Below are 24,839 nucleotides of genomic sequence, written 5' to 3'. Positions count from 1 at the left end.
GGGAAATATCCGCTATGTCTGAAACAAAAATAACACCGCATATGCAGTCCTTTGTCGATAAATTTGTAGAGTTCTCGGCGCGTCTGGCAAACCAGGTGCACCTGCGTTCCCTGCGCGATGCTTTCGCCACGGTAATGCCAATTTTCATCCTCGCGGGTCTGGCGGTGCTGGTGAATAACGTGGTCTTTCCGTGGATCTTTGAAGGCGACACGCTGGCACAATGTAAGCTGTGGGGGGAGGCGATAATCAACGGCACGCTGAATATCGCTGCGCTGCTATTGGCTCCAATGATTGCCTGGTCGCTGGCGCGCAACAAAGATTTCGACAATCCGGTCTCGGCAGTGGTTATCGCCGTCAGCAGTTTTATCATCATGATGCCGATGCGCTTACAGCTCACGCCCGTCGGCAGCGATACCACGGTGAACGTCACCCAGGTGCTGACGTTTGCCAATATCGGCTCCACCGGGATTTTCGCCGGGGTGTTGATTGGTTTGCTTTCAACGGAGTTGTTTATTGCTATTTCGCGCCTGAAAGCACTGCATATTTCGCTCGGAGAGAATGTGCCACCTGCGGTGAGTAAATCGTTTACCGCGCTGATCCCAACTATTCTCACGCTCTCTCTGTTTGCGGTACTGGCGGCTCTGCTGGCAAGCGTGCTGCATACGGATTTGATCCACCTGATCACGACCTTTATTCAGCAGCCACTTCGACTCATCAACACCAGTCTGCCGGGCACGATCTTTATCTACAGTTTTGGTAATTTCCTGTTTACGCTCGGTATTCATCAGTCGGTGGTCAATAGCGTGGTGCTGGAGCCGTTCCTGCTGATCAACACCAATGAGAACATGCTGGCCTTTGCTAACGGTCAGCCAATCCCACACATCATCAATAACATCTTCGTGCCGACGTTTGGCATGGTGGGTGGCACGGGCAGCACCATTTCCCTGTTGATAGCTATTTTTATCTTCTCACGCCAAAAATCGGCGAAACAGGTGGCGCGCCTGTCGCTGGCGCCAGGCCTGTTTAACATCAACGAGCCGGTCATTTTTGGCTTGCCGATAGTGTTTAACCTGCCGTTGATGATCCCCTTTGTACTTTTGCCTGCCATTGGCATCTACTTTGCCTGGCTCTGTACCACGCTGGGATTAATGTCGCGTTGTGTAGTGATGATTCCCTGGACAACGCCACCCATCCTGAGTGCCTGGCTGGCGACAGCAGGAGACTGGCGAGCGGTGGTGGTGCAGTTGGCAATCATTGTTTTTGGTGTATTCTTCTACCTGCCTTTCCTCAAAATTGCCGAGAGAGTGGCGTTGAAAAACAGCGGGATAGAAAACTAGCAGAAAGGAAGGACGATGGCGGCGAAGTACATCACCATAGCGCGGGAAATTAAGAAACGCATTATCAGTCAGCAGTATGCCGCCAATGAACCGCTGCCGGATCAGTTTGCGCTGGCGGCGGAGTTCAACTCCAGCCGGATGACCATCCAGCAGGCAATGCGGCAGCTGATTGTGGAAGGACTGGTTTATACCCGCCAGGGGCAGGGGACATTCATCCGCAAAAATTTCCTCCAGCTTTCACAGTGGGATCTCTCCGGCAGTGATTACTTTGGGGCGACTAAAACGTGGGAACATTTGGGAACGGTGACCAGCCAGGTGGTTCACTTTGAGCTACGTTTCCCGAACGAGAAAGAGCAGGCATCGCTGATGATTAACGCTGATGCGCCTGTCTATGACTTTATTCGTTTACGTTTGCTCAACGGTGAACCCATGTCGCTTGATTCAACTGTGATGCCAATGAACCTGGTCCCCGGACTGACGAAAAGCCATCTTGAGGGCTCGGTATTTCAGTACGTCCAGGAGACGCTGGGGCTGAAAATTATGGGGTCGTACCGGATTGTACGGGCGTTAAAACCCAATACGCTGGACAGACAACATCTTGTCTGCGAGCAGACCGATCCCGTACTGGAAGTGGAGCAGGTTATTTATCTGGAAGATGGCACACCACTGGAGTATGCCCACTGTCACTATCGTTACGATCACGGCGGGATTGTGATCGTCAATAACGGCTAGCTACTCTGTCAGGCGCACGATTCGAAATAGCTGTCGGTGTCTTGTATATAAAGATCGTTCTGGCACAGATGCTGGATTTGACCTGGCTTAAATGTAAAACGGACTTTTTGAAGCCAGGAACGTTTTATTTTGCTGGTATTGTCACGTGATAATCCGTAGTCATGGATTATCTCATGAACAAAACGAATGCTTTGTGCAGAAACATAGACAGGTGTTTTGGTTAGCTGAATCAGTTTACTGATCCAAATATCATCCGCTCGAGGACAAACCTTAATGAAGTCCTCGTTATAATGGAAATATTCCGGGATCATTCTCTTCTTGAGTACAACGCCACCGAGACCTGTGATGATATAGTTCTGTTCAACGACTTTTGGGACCGTGATAAGCGGGAAATTACGATAGGTATCAAGAAGATCTTTCTTCTTTTTTACCGTTTCTCGCACACGCGCAGCCACCACAAATTCCTGATTGTGGCGGTAAAAATCATCCAGCAGTGTTTCCGCCCAAATTTCGTTGTAGATAGCGTCATCGTCAGCATAAATCAGAATATCGTCTTCCGTTGCTGCTTGTAGCGCCGGAAACAATTTCCGATATGGTCCGGTATTTTTAACCCATTTAAAGACCAGATTGGTGCCCGTCTGGCGAATTTTCTGCGCCCATTCAGGCTCTTCAGTGATGCCTTCGTCACTGAGATAAGGTGTACTGGAGACCCACACAACAATTTGATCGACCTTTTTACTCTGGTTCGCCAGTGACCACACTGTTTGCGAACAGAGATAAAGGCGCGATTTTGTCGTTGTTAAGTTAATACTGATCATCAAACTGAGCGGGCTCCAGGAAATAAAAAAAACCTGATAAATACAGATTAAACTGATTTTACAAGTACGCGCATCATAACATTTAGAGGGGCGGATGTAACCCCGCCGGGTTAGCAGAAAATGGCAAGAATGGGACTTATGGCAAAATGGCTATTAAGACATGATGAGAGTGTTCGGTTTTGGAAAGCAAAAAGACCCCGATAATTCGGGGTCTTTTTAAGAGACTTATGTGGAGCAGGTTGATTAGTTCAAACGCACCGGCATACCGGAGCGGTTCTGCACGGCCTGGTCAACAATCGTCGTCTCTACGTCCGGTTGAGAGGTTACTGACTGCACTGCGCTGTTCAGCGTAACCGGTACGATTTCGTTGTTGTTGATCTGATCTTCGCTGGTGGACAGCGGGTTGTGCACTTCAATATAACGGCTGCCATCAGGCTCAGACGTGGCTTTCACCGGTTCGTTGATGAACTGCACGCGCGTGCCGACAGGTACGTTTTCGAACAAGAATTTGATGTCTTCGTTACGCAGGCGCACACAACCGTGGCTAACGCGCAGGCCAATACCGAAGTTAGCGTTGGTACCGTGGATCGCATACAGACGGCCAATGTACAGCGCGTATAGACCCATCGGGTTATCCGGGCCTGCCGGTACAACCGCTGGCAGCGGTTCGCCCGCAGCGATGTATTCCGCGTGCATTTTGGCCGTCGGCGTCCAGGTTGGGCCTGCTTTCTTACGCTCAACTTTGGTCGTCCAGTTCATTGGCGTGTCTTTGCCCAACTGGCCGATACCGATTGGCAGCACAATAACGGTGTTGGTGCCTTTCGGGTAGTAATACAGACGCATTTCCGCGCTGTTAATGACGATACCTTCGTGAACGGTATCCGGCAGGATCAGCTGCTGTGGAATATTCAGCACGGTACCCGCTTTCGGCAGATACGGGTCAACGCCCGGGTTCGCTTCCAGCATGTTAGACAGGCCAAGCTGGTACTGTGCAGCGAAATACTCCAGTGGCTGAGAGTTACCTTCTGGTACCGTCACCACCTGGTTCTGGCCTACCAGACGGCTACCGTCTGTTGGCAGGGGATACGTCACCGCAGACGCGGTCTTACAAAAACCTACTACGGCTAACGCCGCCGCAAAAAGCGTTGTTAATTTCATGTTCATGTTGTGCGAGGTATCTAAGCCATTCTGGCGATGAGTTGATAAGTCTGAATCTGTGATGGGAGCGCATTATATGTGCATTCCCGCTAACAGGGAATTCAGATGTGTACGAAATCACACTTTTTTCGATTTTGTTAAAGTTTAGTGGATTGCGGCAACGCGGGATCTCAATTCGGAATTGTGGCATAATGCCGTGTTTATCACACTTTTCGCAGGAATCTCTCCGTGTTAGTTACCAGCAACGTCACTATGCAGTTTGGCAGTAAGCCGCTGTTCGAAAACATTTCCGTCAAATTTGGCGGCGGCAACCGTTACGGCCTGATTGGTGCCAACGGTAGCGGTAAATCCACCTTTATGAAGATCCTCGGCGGTGACCTGGAGCCGACGCTCGGCAACGTATCGCTCGATCCCAACGAGCGTATCGGTAAGCTGCGTCAGGATCAGTTCGCCTTCGAAGAATTCACCGTGCTCGACACGGTGATCATGGGACACGCGGAGCTGTGGGAAGTAAAACAAGAGCGCGACCGTATTTACGCGCTGGCCGAGATGAGCGAAGAAGACGGCTATAAAGTGGCCGAACTGGAAACGCAATACGGTGAGATGGACGGTTATTCTGCGGAAGCACGTGCAGGTGAACTGCTGCTGGGCGTTGGCATTCCGGTAGAACAACACTACGGCCCGATGAGCGAAGTCGCGCCAGGCTGGAAACTGCGTGTGCTGCTGGCGCAGGCCCTGTTCTCCAACCCGGACATCCTGCTGCTCGATGAACCGACAAACAACCTGGACATTGACACCATTCGCTGGCTGGAGCAGACGCTGAACGATCGCGACAGCACCATGATCATCATTTCGCACGACCGTCACTTCCTGAATATGGTGTGTACGCACATGGCGGATCTGGATTACGGCGAGCTGCGCGTTTATCCGGGCAACTACGATGAGTACATGACGGCTGCAACCCAGGCGCGTGAACGTCTGCTGGCCGATAACGCCAAGAAGAAAGCGCAAATTGCTGACCTGCAGTCCTTCGTCAGCCGCTTTAGCGCTAACGCCTCTAAATCCCGTCAGGCGACCTCGCGTGCGCGCCAGATCGATAAAATCAAGCTGGAAGAAGTCAAAGCGTCCAGCCGTCAGAACCCGTTCATTCGTTTCGAGCAGGATAAGAAACTGTTCCGTAACGCGCTGGAAGTGGAAGCCCTTACTAAAGGTTTCGATGAAGGTCCGCTGTTCAAAAACTTCAATTTACTGCTGGAAGTGGGTGAGAAGATTGCCATCCTCGGTGCCAACGGCGTGGGTAAATCCACCATGCTCAAAACCCTGGTCGGCGAACTGCAGCCGGACAATGGCACCGTGAAGTGGTCTGAAAACGCGCAGATTGGTTATTACGCGCAGGATCACGAATACGAGTTCGAAAACGACCTGACCGTCTTTGACTGGATGAGCCAGTGGAAGCAGGAAGGCGACGACGAGCAGGCGGTACGCAGTATTCTGGGCCGTCTGCTGTTCAGCCAGGACGACATCAAAAAACCAGCCAAAGTGCTCTCCGGTGGTGAGAAAGGGCGTATGCTGTTTGGCAAGCTGATGATGGAAAAGCCAAATATCCTGGTGATGGACGAACCGACTAACCACCTGGATATGGAATCGATTGAATCGCTGAACATGGCGCTGGAGATGTACCAGGGTACTCTGATCTTCGTCTCTCACGACCGTGAATTCGTCAGCTCGCTGGCGACCCGCGTGATCGAAATTACGCCAGAACGCGTGGTGGACTTCACCGGTAACTACGAAGATTACCTGCGCAGTAAAGGTATCGAGAACTAAAAAAAGCCCGGTGGCGCTACGCTTACCGGGCCTACGAGTCAGTTTGTAGGCCGGGTAAGGCGAAGCCGCCACCCGGCAATGCTCAAAGCACCCACTCACCCCCTTCAACCCCGTTCACCCGCAGCGTACGTTTTTCCCCTACAGGCAGCGACACCTTCAGCGCTTTCCACGCCGGACGATAATCCCCGCGCGCGTTTACCTTCAGGTTGATGGATGCGCCATCGCACACCATTTCCCATTCCACCCACAGTGCATTGCCGTTCTGGTAGCCCCAGCTTTCACCATCGTCTTCAAACAGCATGCCCGAGGTGGTCCCGACGCCCTTCACCGGGAACAGCTTCAGCTCGCGGGTATCGTCTTTTTCAGCGGACACGTGGGTAATGCGTTCGCTGAGCGGCAGACCGGCACCGGCGCGCACCAGCATCGGCAGTTTTTCCAGCGGTGCGTCGAGGACGATCGACTGGCCGCCAGCAAACCACGCGTGGGTGTAAAAATCATACCAGCCGGTGTCGTTATCCGGCAGCCAGACACGGCGCTCGCGTTGACCGGCTTCGACCACGCTGGCCACCAGCAGGTCGCGGCCCAGCAGGAACTCATCGCACTCTTCGAAGGTTTGCGCATCGTGTTCGTGGTCGAGGAACGTCGGGCGCAGCATCGGCTCGTCGTCAGCGTGCGCCTGCCAGAGCAGGGTGTAGAGATACGGCAGCAGACGATAGCGCAGCTCAATGGCGCTACGAATGGCTGGCGTGACGCCAGGGTACATCCACGGCTCGTTCACCGTGTGATCGTCATTCCACGAGTGAATGGTAAAGCGCGGATGCATCACGCCGTTCTGCACCCAGCGCACGAACAGCTCGGCGTCCGGCTTGTCGCCGGAGAAACCGCCCACGTCGTGACCGACGTTGAACAGCCCGGACAGGCTCATGCCAAGCCCCATGCGGATGTTATAGCGCAGGGTGTCCCAGTTGGTGCGGTTGTCGCCGCTCCAGGTCTGAACGTAGCGCTGCATCCCGGCGCAGCCGGAGCGGGAGATCAGATACGGACGTTTTTCCGGCGCGAAACGCTGCTGCGCTTCCAGCGAGGCGCGCATCATCAGCAGCGGCATCACCGGGCGAATATGCTTGATGGCGATCTCCTTACCGAAGCCATAACAGCGGGCTTCACCGTCCCATACCTCATACTCATTATTGTCGTTCCAGGTGGAGTCGATGCCCATTTCCAGCAGTTGCGTGGTCACGCCTTCCTGCCACCATTGCACCGTCTGCGGGTTGGTAAAATCGAGGTGCGAGCCTTCGTCATCCCAGAAGCTGGAACGTTCAGGTGCATCGGTTTCTGAATCACGAATGAACAGGCCGCTTTCCGCCACTTCGTTATAGCGCGGATGATCCTGCAGCAGGCACGGCTTGATGTTCGCGGCAAGTTTCAGCCCTGCGTCGTGGAATGCCTGGCTCATCACCTTCGGCTGGGGCACCTTGTCGTAGTTCCAGTTAAAGACGTAACGTTTGCCGTTAATCGACGTATAGCCCGACGAGAGCTGGAACGAGTCGCATGGAATGGCGTGCTCTTCACACAGGCGAATGAAGTTCATCAGCTGGTTTTGCGCGTCCGGCGCGTCGGTGTAGTGCATGGTCGAGCCGCTGTACCCGAGGCTCCATTTTGGCCCGAACAGCGTTTTCCCGGTCAGGCGTACAAACGCTTTGGTAACGTCCAGAACGCGTTTACCGGTGAAGATGTAGTAATCAATATCACCCGCTTCCGCCTGCCAGCGACGATAGGCGGTGTGGTAGTTGTCGATTTCGTTACCCAGATCCAGCCAGCAGCTGCTCAGGTTGTCGTAGAACAGGCCGTAACTCACGTCATCGCGACGGGCGATAGTGAAGGGAATATGCTTGTACAGCGGGTCGGTGCTGGCTGCGTTATAACCCATTGCGTCGAGGTTGCGCATCTCGTAGCGCTTGCCGTTGCGCTGTAAATCACCGGCTTTTTCGCCCAGGCCGTAAAAGCGCTCGTCCTTACGACGGCTCAGGTAGTGCGCCACGCCGTCGCCGTGGGCGTTCAGCAGGTAAGCGCTGGTCGGACGGTCATTCACCAGCGGTTGCCATTCACCTGCATCGTTACGGTAGTGCCATTCGAGCCACAGCGGCTGGTGTACGGTCACGCGCAGCTGTTCGGTTGCCACGGTTAACGTCTCATCCTGCTGCGTCAGCGTCCAGACAGGACAAGTGAAACCGCTTAAATCATCGCGACGGCGACCTTCCCACGGCACGTCATGCTCCGGGGCAATGCTCCAGGTACGGTCCAGCGTCAGTTCGCCTTTGCGTTTGATCAGTACGCGGAACAGATTCTCTTCCAGCACATACAGGCACAAGCGGTGCTGGTTATCGACCAGCAGTTCCAGATGGTTTGCCGACTGCGTATCAATGGTCCAGTTTTTCAGGGTTTTCATAATCACTACATCCACTATCAGGCGCGCTTGGCGCGACGTTCAGCAATAAATGCTACCAGGAAGACAGCGCCAATCAGGTCAAAGAAGCCCATGGCAATAAAGAGCGGGTTAAAGCCGATTTTGTCGGCGGTTACACCGATTAACAGCGAGAACAGGAAGCTGGCGATCCACGCCGCCGAGCCGCGCATGCCGTTGACGGTCGCCATCTGGCCTTTGTCGAACGACTCAACAACCAGGGCGCTGAGCATGCAGGAGATAATCTGGTGCCCGAAGCCGCCGATGGAGATCAGCACGATGGTGATATACGGGTCGCGGGTAATAGCCACGATGCCCAGAGAGATCATCAGGAACGCGCCCGTCACGGAGCTTGCAACCACCGAGTTAACGCGGGAGCAGCCGAACAGTCGAGTATACAGACGCGTCAGGTAGCCGCTCGCCACGCTACCGAGATCCGCGGCGAGGAACGGCAGCCAGGCAAACATCGCAATCTGCTTCAGATCCATGCCGTGCTCTTTGGCGAGGTACAGCGGCACCCAGAAGCTCAGTACCGCCCAGGCGGGTTCCGCCATAAAGGCCGGAATGGCGATGCCGTAGAAACGTTTGTTCTTCGAGACGGTTTTCAGCGCGGTCAGGAAGGGCTGTTTCACCGCAGGCGGTTCGTTATCCTGCTTGATAAACGCCAGCTCGTCCTTGCTTAGGTTCGGGTGCTGCTCCGGGTTATGGTAGAACACCCACCACAGGATCACCCACAGCAGCGCCAGCACGCCGGTAAACATAAACGCGCCCTGCCAGCCGAACGAGGCGTGCGCGAAGTAGATAATAGGCGGGGCCAGCATCGCGCCGATGGAGAAGCCCACGCCCGCCCAACCGGCGGCAACAGGTCGCTCTGATTTCGGGAACCATTCACCGATGGTTTTGGCGTTCGCCGGGGTAGCTGCGGCTTCAGAGGCACCCATAAAGAAGCGCAGAATAGCCAGGTGCAGCCAGCTTCCGGCACCTGCATGGAAAATACACATCAGCGCCCAGATCCCGGCGCAGACCATAAAGCCAATCTTCAGGCCGATGACGTCAATTAACCAGCCGCACAGAGGCTGGAAAATGGTGTAGGCGATCTGGAATGCTCCCACGATCCAGGAGTATTGCTCGGTGGTGATCCCGAGGCTCTCTTTCAGTTCCGGGGCGAGGATCCCTAATGAGTTTCGGGTGATGTAGTTAACGGTGACGCCAAGTAAGAACAGCACCAGCACGTACCAGCGCAGGTTCTTGATGACGCGACGGGTTTTGCTTGCCGCAACAGTGTTATTGATGTCCTGACTCATTTTACTCTCCACAAGACGGACGGTAAGGGGACGGAGGTTCAGGTGTCACACAGTTTTTTATGGCTTTGATTTATATCCGGTTATACTGCCTCAATTGGTATACAACTAGTATGGAAGTTGTGTGACAAGTTCACCTTAAGGGAGAAAATGAGTGGGCAATAGTGGATTTTGTGCAAAATTTCTCATAACTGACCTGAACCCTCTGGCATGATGGCTTTTATGTCAGTTACTGCCTGATAGATACGCTATGAAAATTTTTTCATTTCGCAAATGGAGCCAGATCACAAAATGGACAAAAGGCTAAAAATCACCGAAATCGCCGCCCGAACGCAGCTCTCAATCAGCACCGTATCGCGTGTGCTGGCGGGAAAAGCGAATACCAGCGAAAAAGCGCGTACAAAGGTGCTGGCGTGCGCGCGCGAGCTGGGGGTAATGGACGGCATGGCGGCAGGGCGTCTGCTGCTTAATAGCCTGGTGGTTTTTGCCCCCCAGAGGGCTTTTGACGAGCGGTCCGACATCTTTTACTACCGTGTGATCCAGAGTGTAGGTAAAGGGCTGGCATCCCATGAAGTGCGGTTACGCTACTGCGCGCTGGAAGAGAACGACAGCGACGCGCAACTTTTTCTGGCACGCATGAACGAACCGGATACCCAGGCAGCCATTCTGCTCGGCATTGACGATCCGCATATCCACGATCTGGCGGTGGATGTGGGTAAACCCTGCATGCTGATTAACTGTCGTGACCGCCATATGCGTCTGCCAGCCGTCGCGCCGGATCATCGCGCCATTGGCGAGCGGGCGGCGGAATATCTGTTCGAGATGGGACACCGTGAGGTGATGAACGTGCTGTGTCTGCGACGCTACACCATGGAGCAGCGCCTGTCAGGGATCCGCGATGCGTGGCTGTCCCATAACCTGAAGTTCAGCGATAAACATGACCTGCTGGTGGTGCCCAGCTTCAGCGCCCGCGAAACGGAACAGCTGGTCAGCAGCTGGCTCGACGACATGCAGGGGAAGGATTTACCTACCGCGTTTTTGGTGGGCGGCGACTTTATGGCGGCGGGCACCATCAGCGCGCTGCAAAACCACGGCTTGCGCGTGCCGCAGGACGTGTCGGTGATGAGTATCGACGGGTTTAATCTGGCGGCGATTCAGGATGTGCCTCTGACGGCCGTGCATGTTCCGCGTGATGAACTGGGAACGGAAGCGGTACATATGCTTCAGCAGCGGCTGATGCGACCGGACGCGCCTGTAGGAACATTGCTGCTCAACGGCACGCTGACCGTGCGGGAATCGGTACGGCGGATACGTCAGGGGAAACGACGCACCGCCGTTGAGCGGGAAGGGCTATACGACAGTTAGACCATGCCCAGCGCACGCTTGCCGTGGATGTTGAGATCGTTCACGGTAAAGCGGTCCTGCCAGCTTTTTTCATAATCTTCACGCGGGAAATCGCCCGGTGACGCGCCGGTTTCCAGCGCTTCCTTGACCTTCTTCGCATAGGCGAGGTTTTTCTCGCACATCGGTGCGGCAGGAATGTACATCACGTTGCCCCAGCCCTGCTGGTTTTCCACCGGTGCGACGGAGTGAATAACATCACAGTGCCACCATACGGAATCGCCCGCTTCGAGTGCCGGGATGCTGGTCAGCGCCTCGATCAGCAGCGGGTGCCACTTCTCTGAAACCGGCAGCACGCGCCCCGGAGCCACGCCGCACAGTTCATCTTCCGGCACGTCATCCAGCAGCGGACGCAGCAGAATATAAGCCATCGCTTCCGGGATCGGCACCACGTGCAGCAACCCCTGACCCGGAATCATGTCCGACAGCGCCGTCCAGCCCTGGAAGGTACGGAACACCGAACATTTGGTGGTGTTATCGACGGTGTACTCTTCCACTTCGGTACGGTGCGCGGCGTTCCACGGATCGTATTTATCGACGTTGCCGTCGAAGACTCGGGCAAACACCTGCTGATAGGCCGGTAACAGCCAGCGCTCCAGCGCGCCGGAGTCAGTATGTGCGCCCAGTCCTTTCGAGGTGGTTCCCGGCGGGCGGCGGCGGATGCGGTCCGGGTAAATCACACTCACGTCCGGGTCGAACCACTGTTTGCCGTTGCTCTCGAATGTCCATAAACGGTTCAGGAACGACTGCACCTGCGCCATCTCTTCGCTCTGGCGCGCCTGCATTTGTGCCTGCGACCAGTAGATCGGGTAAATTTCCGGGCGAGAAGCCGTCAAGGTGCCGAAGAAGTTATCGCCTGGTCCTTTATATACCTCGTCAAACTTGTTCAAATCGAGGTAGTCGAGCATCGACTGATCCCACGCCAGCGCCTGCTCGCGCGGGAAGTGATTCTTGATGACCGCACAGCCACGACGTTTAACGGCTTCACGCTGTTCCGCACCAATCGTGCCGTTTTTTACATCGGCAAATGGGATCACCGGCCAGACGGTTTCGCCTTTGTTCTTCAGCGCGTTGATTTCCGCCACGCGGGTGGCGATTTTATCGCTGAGCTTGTTGAATACTGCCTGAACGTCGCCAATCTGGGCGCGTAATTCACGCTTCATCTGGCGAATTGCTGCTTTGTGATCTGCTGGCAAAATTTCACTGGTAAACGTCATAACCGCCTCGCATCTTTCATTCGAAAGTAAAAATATCTACAAGTGATACTTTAAGTTAAAAATAAGTTAATGCAAGTTTAAAAACTTGACGTGTGCCACAGGATGGAAAAGAAGGGAAAAGCCGGAGCAAAGCCCCGGCAAGGAGAGGATTACGCGTCGAAAGGAGAATGGTCGTCGAGCACTGCCTGAATGACATTCAGCGCACCCTGATGATTGTTATCGTCGGTGCTGTAGCGGCTGATCTCTTTGATGCTTTCTGCCGCGTTGCCCATCGCAAAGGAGTATTTCACCAGCTTCAGCATCTCGGCATCGTTGCCGCTGTCGCCAATAGCCACGCACTCCTGAGGGGAGATCTTCCAGCGCTTCAGCAGACGGCTGATGCCGTTAGCCTTGTGCAGGCCGGGGATAATCAAATCGACAAAACCAAAGCCGCTGGTGACGGGCTTCATAATGCCATCCAGCGACACATGCAGTTTGTCGATAAGATTCGGGATATCGCTGTCCGGCAGGTTCAGGGAGAACTTAAACAGCACGTCGTCGATTTCGTGGTAGTCACTGATGCGTTTTAAACGGTGATAGTGCTTTGACATTAGCGCCACGAACGCGTCCGGAGCTTTGTCGCTAACGTAAGCACTCTCCAGCCCGCAGGCCACAAAGTTCAGCCCTTTGTCTTTCAGCAGTTCGCCAATCACGATTTGCGATTCATGACGCGTCAGCTCGCCGTGGAAAATCTGCTCGCCGTGGTCGAACACCAGTGCACCGTTTTCGGCCACGAAGGATATCTGATCTTTCAGCTCCGGAAAGAAGGAGATGAGCTGGTAATACTGGTTGCCGCTGGCGACAACGAATTCAATATCACGGGCTTTAAGCTGTTCAAACTGCGCCTGGAAGCGGTCACGATCGTACTGCTTGGCATCATTAAGGAAAGTTCCGTCCATATCGGTGACGATAACTTTTACGGTCATACATTGCGCTCCTGGATCACTGCGTTTGAAACATTCTAATAACAAGGTGACGGAGAGCACAAATTTAATTTCATTCGAAAGTAAAAGCAAAACGGCAACCAGGGTTGCCGTTTTTAGTGTTTTCTCCCTCTCCCCGTGGGAGAGGGGCGGGGTGAGGGCATCAGCCTGCGCATTTCCCCTTAGAGGATGCACCGTTACAGCGTATGTTCAGTACGCGCAATAATATCGTCCTGCGCATCCGGCGACAGGGCGGTGAAGAACGCCGAGTAGCCTGCCACGCGCACGACCAGGTCACGATACTGGTCAGGATGTTTCTTCGCTTCCAGCAGCGTTTCGCGCGAGACGATGTTGTACTGAATATGCCAGCCTTTATGCACCTCAAAGAAGGTGCGCAGCAGCACCATCAGCTTCTGGCGATCGCTGTCGTTTTCCAGCGTCGACGGGTTCAGCTTCTGGTTTAACAGTACACCACCGAGAATCGCTTCCGTCGGCAGTTTACCCACGGAGCCGATCACCGCCGTCGGGCCAAGGTGGTCCGTACCGGAGGCCGGGCTTGCCCCTTCTGCCAGCGGGGTGTGCGCCTTACGTCCGTCCGGGGTCGCCATCGTTGCCGCACCAAACGGCACGTTTGCGGAGATGGAAGACGTACCTGCGTAGTAATTACCGCCAATCGGGCCGCGACCATAGCGCGGGTTGTGGTACTGCTTCAGCTCTTCAATGTAGGTCTGATAGGCACGCGTCAGCAGCATGTCCACGCTGTCATCGTCGTTGCCGTACTTCGGCGCACTGTTGATCAGGCGCTGTCGCAGCTGCTCGTGGGTCAGCCCGTCGAAATCATCTGCCAGGGCGGCGGCAAGCTGCTGCTGACCAATCGTACCCTGCTCGAAGACCAGTTTCTTCACCGCCGCCAGGCTGTTGCCGAGGTTGGCGATCCCCACCTGCAGGCCGGAAACCCAGTCATACTTTGCGCCGCCCTGCTTGATGCTTTTCGCACGCTCGATGCAGTCGTCCACCAGAGCCGAGCAGAGAATGTCGTGAACATTTTCTTCCAGCATCGTATCCACCACATACTCAATCTCAATAGATTTACGGGTGTAGTAGCGGATCTGGCTATCCCATGCCGCCATCACTTCGTCGAAGTTATCGAAATTACCGGCAGAGAGCGCTTTCTCCTGCGGCAGGAAGACTTTGCCGCTGGTGGCATCGCGACCGCCTTCCAGCGCGGCGAGCATCACGCGGGCAAAGTTAATGAAACTCATGCCGGTGCAGCGATAACCCCACTTGCCGCCCACCGCTGTTTCGATACAGCCGATTGCCGCATAGTCGTAAGCATCGTCTCGTTCAACGCCGAGCTTGATGAATTCCGGGATCACGATTTCATCGTTGTTGAACGCGGGCATACCGAAGCCGCAGCGGATCACCTGCACGCAGGCGTCGAGGAAGTCGTTGCTCATGCCCGCGTGGTAACGCACGCTTAGGTTCGGCTGGGTGGAGCGCAGACGACCGCAGGATTCCAGAATGGCATAGGAGAGCGGGTTCACCGCGTCCATCGGCTCACCGTTCACCAGCTTCTGGCCGCCGATAGTGACGTTCTGGTAAAGCGGGCTGCCGGCAGAGGCTTTAGAGTGCGAGCCGGAGCGGATCTTGTTCACTTCGAGCAATTTCAGCCAGCAGCTGTGGAGCAGTTCGATCGCGTGCTCGCGGTCAAGACTCTGGTTCAGCTCCACGTCGCGACGGTAGTACGGATAGAGATACTGATCCATACGCGCGAAGGAGACGGAGTGGCCGTTGGACTCGATCTGCAGGATCAGCTGAATGAAGTAGCACAGCTGCAGCGCCTGCCAGAAGGTTTTTGGCGGCTCGTGAGCAATCACGTCACAGTTTTCTGCCATCGCCAGTAGCTCGTCGCGGCGGCTTTCGCGGGTCTCGGTAGAGGCCATCTCGCGCGCCAGATCGGCGAAGCGTTTGATGTGCAGGCTTACCGCTTCCAGCACAATATCAATCGCCTTCAGGAACTGATCGCCGTGCAGGTCTTCCAGCACCGTCAGGTTGATGCGCGTGCGGCGTTCGGCCACCTTGGCGCGCAGGCCGTCGAGACCTTTCTCCAGCACCAGCGGGAAGTTAACGGCCAGGTGCGCGTCGCCGGAGGTCATGTTGCCTTCGGCTTTGATAATGCCGGTTTCCAGCAGGCCTTTCTGCTCGTCGGTGAACATGCCGTAGCAGCGATCCTGTACTGTCTGCCCGCGCCACCATGGGCAGATTTCATGCAGCACGCGTTTGTTCTCTTCGCTTACCGCAAAGCCCGCGCCCGGGCGGTCTGCCAGATCGTCGATCTCTTTCTCAATCCACGAGACGGTGTATTCCGGGAAAATCGGCGCGGCGCGCACTTCGCTTGCCTGGTTACCGATGATCAGCTCATCGTGTTTGATCCAGATAGTACGTTCCGCCAGGTGATGTGCCAGCGCAAGAGCACGGCGCACCGGGATCGGTTTGTCCATATGCTGCTGGTACATTTCGGTGTAATGCTGGGCGCGCTCGGTACAGACCGGCGGCTTAACGATATGTACGAGGGCATTTTTGTGCGCTTTAATGCGCTCGCTAAGGGTGTTGAGATTCAGGGTCGTCATAGGTTTATCCTCGTAAGGTCGCGGTTAACCCTTTCTGGCAGGCGTACTGCTGAGCGAAGTCCAGTAGCGCAGGGTTATCAAGCGGTTTGTCAGGGGCAGAGTAGGGTTGGCCGAGCAGGGTGTATTTGTTCATGCCCAGCGTGTGGTATGGCAGAAAATGAATATCGTCGACGCCGAGTTCGTCGGCGGCAAAGTTGGTAATGGCGGTAATAGATGCTTCATCGGCGTTGAAGCCCTGAATCAGCGGCACGCGAATGGTGATTTCTTTCCCGGCAGCGGCCAGGCGTTTCAGGTTGTTCAGGATCCGTTTGGCCGAGCCGTCCGTCCACTGTTTGAATACCTCGCCATCCACATGCTTCAGGTCGGCCAGAAACAGATCAACATACGGTAATGAGGGCTCGATATAGTGCCACGGCACGTGAAGGCAGGTTTCAACGGCGGTGTGGATCCCCTGTTCGTGGCAAGCTTTAAACAGAGCCTGAGCCAGCTCAGGGTTCATAAACGGCTCGCCGCCGGAAAGCGTGATCCCGCCGCCGCTGCGATCATAAAAGGGTTTGTCGCGCAGCACGGTTGCCATAATTTCTTCCACCTGCTTCTCTTCACCGCAGACGGTGAGTGCCTGCGTCGGGCAGCAGTTGGTAAGGGCGTTGACCGTGGCTTCATCAAGCTTCTCACGGTGGATGACCAGGCCATTCAGCGCACGCTCGATACAGCCCGGTGCCGCCTGCTGACACAGGTCGCAGCCGTCCAGGCAAAGGCGCGCATCAAACAGCACGTCCCGGCTGCGGGAGCGGCTTTCCGGGTTCTGGCACCAGCGACAGCCCAGCGAGCAGCCTTTCAGGAACACCACGGTACGAATACCGGGGCCATCGTGGGTGGAGTAACGCTGAATATTGAAGATCATGTTTTCGCCTCTCGTCTTGCATACGAAGATTAAATTACTTTCGAATGAAAGCGATCTTGATGCAGGTCAACTACTGAGCAGGTTTTGCTGTGATAGGGTAAGTGCAGGCTAATTTTGAGGGTGACATCATGGAACTTTATCTCGACACATCTGACGTTGCGGCAGTCAAAAAGCTGGCGCGTATCTTCCCGCTGGCGGGCGTGACCACTAATCCAAGCATTGTGGCGGCAGGTAAAACCCCGCTGGACGAGCTGCTGCCAGCGCTGCACGACGCGCTGGGCGGCAAAGGCCGTCTGTTCGCTCAGGTGATGGCGACTACCGCGGAAGGTATGGTGGAAGATGCGCGTAAGCTGCGCGCCATCATTAACGACCTGGTGGTGAAAGTGCCGGTGACCGCAGAAGGGCTGGCGGCAATCAAAATGCTGAAAGCGGAAGGGATCCCGACGCTGGGTACGGCGGTCTACGGCGCTGCACAGGGGATGCTGTCGGCGCTGGCGGGCGCAGAGTATGTTGCCCCTTACGTTAATCGCGTGGACGCGCAGGGCGGGGACGGGATCCAGACCGTAGTGGAATTACAGCAGCTGCTGACGCTGCACGCGCCACAGTCAAAAGTGCTGGCCGCCAGTTTTAAAACCCCGCGTCAGGCGCTGGATTGCCTGCTGGCGGGCTGCGAGTCTATTACTCTGCCGCTGGACGTGGCGCAGCAGTTTATTACCTCTCCGGCAGTGGATGCGGCGATTGTGAAGTTTGAGCAGGACTGGCAGGGGGCGTTTGGGCGGACGTCTATCTGACAGGGCGGCCTGATGCCCTCACCCCAACCCTCTCCCGACGGGAGAGGGAGCAAACACTAAAACGGCAACCTGAAGGTTGCCGTTTGCTTTAACCTCCGCAAACCTCACACCCCGGATTGCGCATCAGCTTCATCTCGCGAAACTGACAGGTCATCGCGTCATACATCACGATTTTCCCTGCTGCAGGCGTGCCGTAGTGCGTCAGCACTTTGATCGCTTCCATCGCCTGCAATGAGCCGATCACGCCGACTAATGGCGCCATCACTCCCGCTTCGACGCAGGTCAGCGCGTTCTCGCCAAACAGACGGCTCAGGCAACGGTAGCAGGGTTCTCCCTCAGCGTAAGTGAAGACGCTGATTTGCCCCTCCATGCGGATCGCCGCGCCGGAAACCAGCGGGGTTTTATGGACAAAACAGTCTGCATTTAGCTGATTACGGATAGCCACGTTATCGGTGCAGTCGAGTACCAAATCGTGCTGCGCAATCTGGGCGCGCAACGCGTCGTCATCCAGTATCGCGTTAATCAGGGTGAACTGAACGTTGGGGTTGATGCGCGCCAGCGCCGTGCGGGCAGAGTCCACTTTCGGCTGGCCAATTGTCGCATCGCTGTGCAGCGTCTGGCGCTGCAGATTAGACACTGACACGGTATCAAAATCCAGCAGCGTCATCCTGCCCACGCCCGCCGCGGCAAGATACTGCGCGGCGGCGCAGCCCAGACCGCCAAGACCGACGACCAGCACGCTGGCCGCCTTGAGCGCTTCCTGGCCCTCGAAATCAAAACCACGCAGCACAATCTGGCGGTTGTAGCGCATCATCTCCTGGTCGGTCAGTTCCCCCGTCATCTTAGCCTCCGAACAGGTGGTTAAAGCGCTCAACCTCAACCCATTCACCGGCTTCCACGTTGCCACGTTCGCGCTCCAGCACGATAAAGCAGTTGCCCTGGCTGAAGGAACTGAAGATGTGCGAACCCTGGTGTCCGGTGGTGCTCACTTCCAGTTCACCGTCCGCGTTGCGCGCCAGAATACCGCGCTGGAAATCGAGACGACCCGGTGATTTTTTCAGGCGCGTGGCGGCACGTACGCGCTGGCGCATCGGCAGCGGGCTGGCGTGGTTGCCCGAAAGTTTTGCCAGCAGCGGGATCACCAGCTGGTAGAAGGTCAACGCGGCAGAGACCGGGTTACCCGGCAGGCCGCAGAACCAGCTGTGCGTGAGCTTGCCAAACGCGAACGGTTTGCCTGGCTTGATAGCCAGCTTCCAGAAGGCGATCTCGCCCAGCTCTTCAAGAATGGTTTTGGTGTAATCCGCTTCGCCCACGGAGACGCCGCCGGAACTGATGACCACGTCGGCAGATTTATCCGCCTCGATAAACGCCGCGCGAAGTTGTTCCGGATCGTCTGGAATAATCCCGAGGTTAATCACTTCACAGCCCAGTTGCTCCAGCATCAGGTGTACCGCCAGACGGTTGGTGTCATAAATCTGGCCGTTCTGCAGCGGCTGGCCCGGAAGCTGCAGCTCGTCGCCAGTGGAGAATACAGCGACGCGCACCTTGCGAACGACGTCGATTTCCGCGATGCCGAGCGAGGCCAGCACCGGCAGCTCCGCCACCGTCAGCTTTTGCCCGGCGGCAAAAACGGTCGCACCGAGGGTGATGTCTTCGCCCGCGCGGCGGATATTCTGACCCGCTTTAACGCAAGCGATAAAGCGTACGCCGTCGTCCGTCTGCTCAGCCTCTTCCTGCATCACTACCGCCTCGCAGCCTGCCGGAACGGGTGCTCCGGTCATGATGCGCACGCAGGTGCCCGCAGGCCATTCACCGCTAAACGGCTGACCCGCAAAGGCTTTACCTGCCACCGGCAGGGCGTTACCCGTCTGGAGATCCACCAGGCGTACCGCGTAACCGTCCATCGCGGAGTTATCGAATCCCGGCACGTTAAGCGGAGAGACGATATCGCGCGCGGCAATACGGCCAAAACAGCGCACGAGGGGCAATGTTTCAACGTCATGCAGCGGGGAAAGTCGGTCAAGCATCTGCGTAAGTGCCGTCTCAAGCGGCATCAGTCCGGCGGTAAAATCCATGGTGGGCTCCTGCACAGTAACAACGAAAGCGCTCATTATGGCAGAAAAGTGCGGCTAACTGTATGACCCGATGGGTGTACGCTTTACATCACAGTTGCGTCTTTCTATATTCAAAAATCATCTGAAGTTTCATCGACGATAATGATATTTATAGAAAAAGCCGCGAATCAGGCTAACGGGTGATGCGAATGGGTAATGCGGTAATCGCAATTCATGGCGGCGCCGGGGCAATCACCCGTGCACAGCTTAGTCCCGAACAGGAAAAGCGCTATATAGACGCGCTGTATGCCATTGTGGAAACAGGCCAGAAAATGCTGGCAGCGGGCGAAAGCGCGCTGGATGTGGTCACCGAGGCGGTTCGTCTGCTGGAAGAGTGCCCGTTATTTAACGCGGGGATCGGTTCAGTCTTTACCCGGGATGAAACGCACGAACTGGATGCCTGCGTGATGGACGGTATTACCCTGAAAGCAGGGGCCGTGGCAGGTGTCAGCCATCTACGGAACCCGGTGCTGGCTGCGCGTCTGGTCATGGAAGAGAGTCCGCATGTGCTGCTGACGGGCGCAGGCGCGGAAAAATTTGCCATGGAACATGGGATGGAATCTGTTTCTCCTGACCTGTTTTCAACGCCGGAGCGTTACCAGCAGCTTCTGGAAGCCCGTTCGGCGGGCATGACGCAGCTTGACCACACTACACCGCTCGATGAAACCACCAAAATGGGCACGGTTGGCGCGGTGGCACTCGATAAAGCCGGGAACCTCGCTGCAGCCACCTCCACGGGTGGAATGACCAACAAACTGCCGGGACGTGTCGGCGACAGTCCATTGCCCGGTGCCGGCTGCTATGCCAATAACGCGACGGCGGCCGTATCGTGTACCGGAACCGGGGAAGTGTTTATTCGCGCGCTCGCGGCCTATGACATCACCGCGCTGATGGATTACGGTGGTTTAAGTCTGGCTGAGGCCTGCGAGCGGGTAGTCATGGAAAAACTGCCTGCGCTCGGCGGCGTCGGCGGGCTCATTGCGGTGGATCGTGAGGGCAATGTGGCATTGCCGTTCAACAGCGAAGGCATGTACCGCGCATGGGGATATGCCGGTGATGAACCCAGTACCGGGATCTATCGTGAATAAGGGGGCAACACGTGCCGCACAGTGAAGAGCTGGACAACCGCGAAGTGCTGGCTGTCCATCAACTGAATATTGCGTTTCAGGAAGAGCGGCAGTTCATCCCCGCAGTACAGAATTTATCGTTCACGCTCAGGCGCGGCGAAACGCTGGCCATTGTCGGTGAATCCGGTTCCGGAAAATCGGTCACCGCGCTGGCATTGATGCGCCTGCTGGAACAGACAGGTGGGCAAATCAGCAGCGAGAAAATACTCCTGCGCCGTCGCAACCGCCAGGTGATTGATTTAAACACGCTGAGCGGCGCCCAGATGCAGGGCGTGCGCGGGGCGGATATTGCGATGATCTTCCAGGAGCCGATGACCTCCCTGAACCCGGTCTTCCCGGTCGGGGAACAGATTGCCGAATCCATCCGGTTACATCAGGACTTGAGCGGCGATGAAGCACTCAAAGAAGCCAGACGGATGCTTGAGCTGGTGCGCATTCCGGAGGCACAGACCATTCTGGCACGTTATCCGCATCAACTTTCTGGCGGCATGCGCCAGCGGGTGATGATTGCGATGGCGCTCTCCTGTCGCCCGGCAGTGCTGATCGCCGATGAACCGACCACGGCGCTGGACGTGACGATCCAGGCGCAGATCCTGCAGCTCATCAAGGTGCTGCAACAGGAGATGGAAATGGGGGTGATTTTCATCACCCACGATATGGGCGTGGTCGCCGATATTGCCGATCGCGTTCTGGTGATGCACAAGGGCAATGCGGTGGAAACCGGTACGGTTGAGCAAATCTTCCACGCGCCCGTTCACCCTTACACCAAAGCGCTGCTGGCGGCGGTCCCGCGTCTTGGGGCCATGAACGGCAGTGATTTACCGCGCCGCTTCCCGTTGATTTCCCCTGAAACAACAGGGCCGGAAGTGGAGGAACGCGAGCAGGACACGGTGGTGCCCGGCAAGCCTATTCTGGAGGTGCGCGATCTGGTCACCCGTTTTCCACTGCGCAGCGGCATTCTTAATCGCGTGAAGCGCGAAGTGCATGCAGTGGAAAACGTCAGTTTTGATTTATGGCCAGGCGAAACGCTGGCGCTGGTGGGAGAGTCAGGCTGTGGGAAATCCACTACCGGGCGCGCGTTGCTCCGGCTGGTGGAATCTCAGGAAGGTAGCATTACCTTTAACGGCGAACGCATTGATACGTTGCCAGACAGTAAGCTGCAGACGATAAGGCGGGATATCCAGTTTATATTCCAGGATCCGTACGCTTCCCTCGATCCACGCCATACGGTGGGATACTCGATTATGGAGCCGCTGCGGGTACATAACCTGCTCGATGGCGACGCGGCACAGCATCGCGTGGCCTGGCTGCTGGAACGCGTCGGCCTGAAGCCGGAACATGCCTGGCGTTATCCGCACGAGTTTTCCGGCGGTCAGCGGCAACGTATTTGCATTGCCCGTGCGCTGGCGTTAAACCCGAAAGTGGTGATTGCCGATGAGTCCGTCTCGGCGCTGGATGTCTCTATCCGCGCGCAAATCATCAATTTATTGCTCGATTTACAGCGAGATATGGGCATCGCCTTCCTGTTTATCTCACACGATATGGCGGTGGTAGAACGTATCAGCCATCGCGTGGCAGTGATGTTGATGGGGCAAATCGTGGAGATTGGTCCGCGAAGGGCGGTGTTTGAGAACCCACAGCATCCGTACACGCGCAAGCTCATCGCTGCTGTACCGGTTGCCGATCCGGCGCATCGTCACGGCCAGCGCGTGCTGCTGCAGGATGAAATGCCGGGTAATATTCGTAAACGCGGCGAGGTCGTAGAGCGAGTCACGCTGCGTGAAGTCGGTCCGGGCCATTTTGTGGCCCCCCCGCGTCAGGACAACGCCTTTTCGCGGCTATAACTTACAACAGGCAGGAGAACACAATGGTTAAATTTGTCGCGCGTAGATGGGTGTTAGCTGTGAGCGTGACGGCAGCCCTGGCCGCTAGCCCCGCGTTCGCTGCCAAAGATGTGGTGGTGGCCGTCGGCTCCAATTTCACCACGCTGGATCCGTATGACGCCAACGACACGCTCTCTCAGGCGGTGGCGAAATCGTTCTATCAGGGACTCTTCGGCCTGGATAAAGAGATGAAGCTCAAAAACGTGCTGGCTGAGGGGTACACCGTGTCCGACGACGGGCTGGTGTATACCATCACGCTCAGAACCGGCGTGAAATTCCAGGATGGTACAGATTTCAATGCGGAGGCGGTAAAGGTTAACCTCGACCGCGCCAGTAATCCGGAAAATAGCCTCAAGCGCTATAACCTGTATAAAAACATCGCCAGCACCGAGGTGGTCAACCCGACGACGGTAAAAATCACCCTGAAAGAGCCGTTCTCCGCGTTTATCAATATTCTGGCGCATCCGGCGACGGCAATGATTTCCCCTGCCGCACTGAAAAAATACGGTAAAGAGATCGGCTTCCATCCGGTAGGCACCGACCCTTACGAACTGCTGACCTGGAACCAGACCGATTTTGTGAAGGTGAAGAAATTCGCCGGATACTGGCAGCAGGGATTGCCGAAGCTGGACACCATTACCTGGCGCCCGGTGGTGGACAACAACACCCGCGCGGCGATGCTGCAAACCGGCGAGGCGCAGTTTGCTTTCCCGATCCCGTATGAGCAGGCCGCCATTTTGCAGAAAAACAGCAAGCTGGAGCTGGTGGCCAGCCCGTCCATCATGCAGCGCTACATCAGCATGAACGTGACGCAAAAGCCGTTCGATAACCCGAAGGTACGGGAGGCAATCAACTATGCCATTAACCGTCAGGCGCTGGTGAAAGTCGCTTTTGCCGGCTATGCCATTCCGGCGACCGGCGTGCTGCCACCGGCTATCGCGTATGCGCAAAGCTATCAGCCGTGGCCGTACGATCCGGCCAAAGCGCGCGAGCTGCTGAAAGAGGCGGGTTTCCCGAACGGGTTTAGCACCACGCTGTGGTCGTCGCACAACCACAGTACCGCGCAGAAGGTGCTGCAGTTCACCCAGCAGCAGCTGGCGCAGGTCGGGATTAAGGTGCAGGTCACCGCGATGGATGCCGGACAGCGTGCGGCTGAAGTGGAAGGTAAAGGGCAAAAAGAGAGCGGCGTGCGGATGTTCTACACCGGCTGGACGGCCTCGACCGGTGAAGCCGACTGGGCGTTATCACCGTTGTTTGCTTCGCAGAACTGGCCGCCAACCCTGTTCAATACCGCGTTCTACAGTAACCCGCAGGTGGACAAAGACCTGGCCGATGCCCTGAAAACCACCAAACCGGAAGAGAAGGCCCGCCTATACAAAGATGCGCAGGATATCATCTGGAAAGAGTCACCGTGGGTGCCGCTGGTGGTCGAGAAACTGGTGTCAGCCCATAACAAAGCGTTGACCGGTTTCTACATCATGCCGGACACCGGCTTTAGCTTTGACGATGCGGATATAAAATAACACTCATGCTGAATTATGTTTGTAAACGCCTGCTGGGGCTTATCCCGACGCTGCTGATTGTGGCGGTGCTGGTGTTTTTGTTTGTCCATATGCTGCCGGGCGATCCGGCGCGCCTGGTTGCGGGGCCTGAAGCGGATGCCGCCGTCATTGACCTGGTGCGAAAACAACTTGGGCTCGATCAACCTTTGTATATGCAGTTTCTCCATTATATCTGCAACGTTTTGCAGGGGGATTTTGGTACCTCGATGGTGTCGCGTCGTCCCGTATCGGAAGAGATTGCCAGCCGCTTTATGCCGACGTTCTGGTTAACGATAGCCAGTATGAGCTGGGCGGTGCTGTTTGGGCTGGGGGCCGGAATTGTCGCGGCCGTCTGGCGCAACCGCTGGCCGGATAAGCTCGGTATGGCGCTGGCGGTGACCGGTATCTCTTTCCCGGCGTTCGCGCTGGGGATGCTGCTGATGCAGATCTTCTCCGTCGAACTGGGCTGGCTGCCGACGGTCGGCGCCGATACCTGGAAGCATTACATCCTGCCTTCCATGACGCTGGGGGCTGCCGTTGCGGCGGTGATGGCCCGCTTTACCCGCGCTTCGTTCGTTGACGTACTTAGCGAAGATTATATCCGCACCGCGCGGGCGAAGGGGGTTAGCGAGAAGTGG

18 protein-coding genes and 1 pseudogene are annotated in these 24,839 nt (G+C 56.1%); 9 read left to right on the top strand and 10 right to left on the bottom strand.

Annotated features, from left to right (window positions below; all coding sequences use genetic code 11):
* The first annotated feature begins 14 nt into the window (after positions 1 to 14).
* Together AC0XWG_RS00095 and AC0XWG_RS00090 are read left to right on the top strand one after the other, a co-directional pair.
* Entirely contained in the window at positions 15 to 1,337 is a 1,323-nt protein-coding gene (locus tag AC0XWG_RS00095) for a PTS sugar transporter subunit IIC (protein WP_028019357.1), read from the top strand.
* Between the two features lie 15 nt (positions 1,338 to 1,352).
* A complete protein-coding gene (locus tag AC0XWG_RS00090; protein ID WP_028019356.1) occupies positions 1,353 to 2,069 on the top strand; it encodes a GntR family transcriptional regulator in 717 nt (238 codons plus the stop codon).
* A gap of 8 nt (positions 2,070 to 2,077) precedes the next feature.
* Here AC0XWG_RS00090 and AC0XWG_RS00085 read toward each other — a convergent pair whose 3' ends face one another.
* Entirely contained in the window at positions 2,078 to 2,887 is an 810-nt protein-coding gene (locus AC0XWG_RS00085) for a glycosyltransferase (RefSeq protein ID WP_028019355.1), read from the bottom strand.
* Positions 2,888 to 3,130: 243 nt separating this feature from the next.
* Positions 3,131 to 4,051 carry a L,D-transpeptidase gene (ldtB, locus tag AC0XWG_RS00080; protein WP_028019354.1) on the bottom strand — a complete coding sequence of 307 codons (921 nt, stop codon included), beginning with the start codon at positions 4,049 to 4,051 and terminating at the stop codon, positions 3,131 to 3,133.
* Between the two features lie 222 nt (positions 4,052 to 4,273).
* Here ldtB and AC0XWG_RS00075 point away from each other — a divergent pair, with 222 nt between their 5' ends.
* Complete coding sequence (locus AC0XWG_RS00075) at positions 4,274 to 5,869, top strand: ABC-F family ATPase (RefSeq protein ID WP_028021392.1); 1,596 nt, start codon at positions 4,274 to 4,276, stop codon at positions 5,867 to 5,869.
* Positions 5,870 to 5,951: 82 nt separating this feature from the next.
* On the opposite strand, the gene AC0XWG_RS00070 is transcribed toward AC0XWG_RS00075, so the two are convergent.
* Positions 5,952 to 8,315, bottom strand: a complete 2,364-nt coding sequence (locus AC0XWG_RS00070) for a glycoside hydrolase family 31 protein (RefSeq protein ID WP_128347862.1) — start codon at positions 8,313 to 8,315, stop codon at positions 5,952 to 5,954.
* Positions 8,316 to 8,332: 17 nt separating this feature from the next.
* Complete coding sequence (locus AC0XWG_RS00065) at positions 8,333 to 9,634, bottom strand: MFS transporter (RefSeq protein ID WP_128347863.1); 1,302 nt, start codon at positions 9,632 to 9,634, stop codon at positions 8,333 to 8,335.
* Between the two features lie 288 nt (positions 9,635 to 9,922).
* Between AC0XWG_RS00065 and AC0XWG_RS00060 the strand changes: the two genes are divergently transcribed.
* Positions 9,923 to 10,996: a LacI family DNA-binding transcriptional regulator gene (locus tag AC0XWG_RS00060; protein ID WP_032667016.1), complete on the top strand. Its 1,074-nt coding sequence runs from the start codon at positions 9,923 to 9,925 to the stop codon at positions 10,994 to 10,996.
* Here the strand turns inward: AC0XWG_RS00060 and AC0XWG_RS00055 are convergent.
* The 4 genes from AC0XWG_RS00055 to AC0XWG_RS00040 form a co-directional block, all read right to left on the bottom strand.
* Positions 10,993 to 12,249 (bottom strand): DUF1479 domain-containing protein, encoded by a 1,257-nt coding sequence (locus AC0XWG_RS00055; protein WP_049005400.1) that lies wholly within the window; start codon positions 12,247 to 12,249, stop codon positions 10,993 to 10,995. The genes AC0XWG_RS00060 and AC0XWG_RS00055 overlap by 4 nt on opposite strands.
* 149 nt (positions 12,250 to 12,398) lie before the next feature.
* Entirely contained in the window at positions 12,399 to 13,214 is an 816-nt protein-coding gene (locus AC0XWG_RS00050; RefSeq protein WP_049005401.1) for a Cof-type HAD-IIB family hydrolase, read from the bottom strand.
* A gap of 194 nt (positions 13,215 to 13,408) precedes the next feature.
* Positions 13,409 to 15,841: a formate C-acetyltransferase/glycerol dehydratase family glycyl radical enzyme gene (locus AC0XWG_RS00045; protein WP_108090536.1), complete on the bottom strand. Its 2,433-nt coding sequence runs from the start codon at positions 15,839 to 15,841 to the stop codon at positions 13,409 to 13,411.
* Positions 15,842 to 15,845: 4 nt separating this feature from the next.
* Complete coding sequence (locus AC0XWG_RS00040) at positions 15,846 to 16,745, bottom strand: glycyl-radical enzyme activating protein (RefSeq protein WP_128347864.1); 900 nt, start codon at positions 16,743 to 16,745, stop codon at positions 15,846 to 15,848.
* Positions 16,746 to 16,873: 128 nt separating this feature from the next.
* On the opposite strand from AC0XWG_RS00040, the gene fsa reads away from it, so the two are divergent.
* On the top strand, positions 16,874 to 17,536 hold the full coding sequence (fsa, locus tag AC0XWG_RS00035) for a fructose-6-phosphate aldolase (protein WP_023326972.1): 663 nt from the start codon (positions 16,874 to 16,876) through the stop codon (positions 17,534 to 17,536).
* 88 nt (positions 17,537 to 17,624) lie between these two features.
* Here the strand turns inward: fsa and moeB are convergent, their stop codons facing one another.
* The gene (moeB, locus tag AC0XWG_RS00030; RefSeq protein ID WP_128347865.1) at positions 17,625 to 18,377 is read right to left on the bottom strand and encodes a molybdopterin-synthase adenylyltransferase MoeB; all 753 of its coding nucleotides are present in this window, start codon (positions 18,375 to 18,377) and stop codon (positions 17,625 to 17,627) included.
* 1 nt (position 18,378) lies between these two features.
* Entirely contained in the window at positions 18,379 to 19,611 is a 1,233-nt protein-coding gene (gene moeA / locus AC0XWG_RS00025; RefSeq protein ID WP_128347866.1) for a molybdopterin molybdotransferase MoeA, read from the bottom strand.
* A gap of 188 nt (positions 19,612 to 19,799) precedes the next feature.
* Between moeA and iaaA the strand changes: the two are divergent.
* The 4 genes and pseudogenes from iaaA to AC0XWG_RS00005 all read left to right on the top strand — a co-directional run.
* Positions 19,800 to 20,763 (top strand): annotated as a pseudogene (iaaA, locus tag AC0XWG_RS00020) (beta-aspartyl-peptidase).
* Complete coding sequence (gene gsiA / locus AC0XWG_RS00015) at positions 20,750 to 22,621, top strand: glutathione ABC transporter ATP-binding protein GsiA (protein WP_475680251.1); 1,872 nt, start codon at positions 20,750 to 20,752, stop codon at positions 22,619 to 22,621. Before iaaA ends, gsiA begins: the two are co-directional and overlap by 14 nt.
* Before the next feature lie 23 nt (positions 22,622 to 22,644).
* Positions 22,645 to 24,183, top strand: coding sequence for a glutathione ABC transporter substrate-binding protein GsiB (gsiB, locus tag AC0XWG_RS00010; protein WP_475680250.1), 1,539 nt, complete (start codon positions 22,645 to 22,647; stop codon positions 24,181 to 24,183).
* Positions 24,184 to 24,188: 5 nt separating this feature from the next.
* Positions 24,189 to 24,839, top strand: a 651-nt coding sequence (locus AC0XWG_RS00005; RefSeq protein WP_475680249.1) for an ABC transporter permease subunit, incomplete at its 3' end; no start/stop codon positions are given.

The organism is Enterobacter sp. DVT3837 (assembly GCF_056238685.1).
Note: the sequence above shows the minus strand (reverse complement) of the source record. Positions and strands in the feature narration are given on the sequence as shown.

Excerpts from the sequence above, each read along its gene's own strand:
- AC0XWG_RS00095 (WP_028019357.1), top strand. The coding sequence starts at position 15 with ATGTCTGAAACAAAAATAACACCGCATATGCAGTCCTTTGTCGATAAA.
- AC0XWG_RS00090 (WP_028019356.1), top strand. The coding sequence starts at position 1,353 with ATGGCGGCGAAGTACATCACCATAGCGCGGGAAATTAAGAAACGCATT.
- AC0XWG_RS00085 (WP_028019355.1), bottom strand. The coding sequence starts at position 2,887 with ATGATCAGTATTAACTTAACAACGACAAAATCGCGCCTTTATCTCTGT.
- ldtB (WP_028019354.1), bottom strand. The coding sequence starts at position 4,051 with ATGAACATGAAATTAACAACGCTTTTTGCGGCGGCGTTAGCCGTAGTA.
- AC0XWG_RS00070 (WP_128347862.1), bottom strand. The coding sequence starts at position 8,315 with ATGAAAACCCTGAAAAACTGGACCATTGATACGCAGTCGGCAAACCAT.
- AC0XWG_RS00065 (WP_128347863.1), bottom strand. The coding sequence starts at position 9,634 with ATGAGTCAGGACATCAATAACACTGTTGCGGCAAGCAAAACCCGTCGC.
- AC0XWG_RS00060 (WP_032667016.1), top strand. The coding sequence starts at position 9,923 with ATGGACAAAAGGCTAAAAATCACCGAAATCGCCGCCCGAACGCAGCTC.
- AC0XWG_RS00055 (WP_049005400.1), bottom strand. The coding sequence starts at position 12,249 with ATGACGTTTACCAGTGAAATTTTGCCAGCAGATCACAAAGCAGCAATT.
- AC0XWG_RS00050 (WP_049005401.1), bottom strand. The coding sequence starts at position 13,214 with ATGACCGTAAAAGTTATCGTCACCGATATGGACGGAACTTTCCTTAAT.
- AC0XWG_RS00045 (WP_108090536.1), bottom strand. The coding sequence starts at position 15,841 with ATGACGACCCTGAATCTCAACACCCTTAGCGAGCGCATTAAAGCGCAC.
- AC0XWG_RS00040 (WP_128347864.1), bottom strand. The coding sequence starts at position 16,745 with ATGATCTTCAATATTCAGCGTTACTCCACCCACGATGGCCCCGGTATT.
- fsa (WP_023326972.1), top strand. The coding sequence starts at position 16,874 with ATGGAACTTTATCTCGACACATCTGACGTTGCGGCAGTCAAAAAGCTG.
- moeB (WP_128347865.1), bottom strand. The coding sequence starts at position 18,377 with ATGACGGGGGAACTGACCGACCAGGAGATGATGCGCTACAACCGCCAG.
- moeA (WP_128347866.1), bottom strand. The coding sequence starts at position 19,611 with ATGGATTTTACCGCCGGACTGATGCCGCTTGAGACGGCACTTACGCAG.
- gsiB (WP_475680250.1), top strand. The coding sequence starts at position 22,645 with ATGGTTAAATTTGTCGCGCGTAGATGGGTGTTAGCTGTGAGCGTGACG.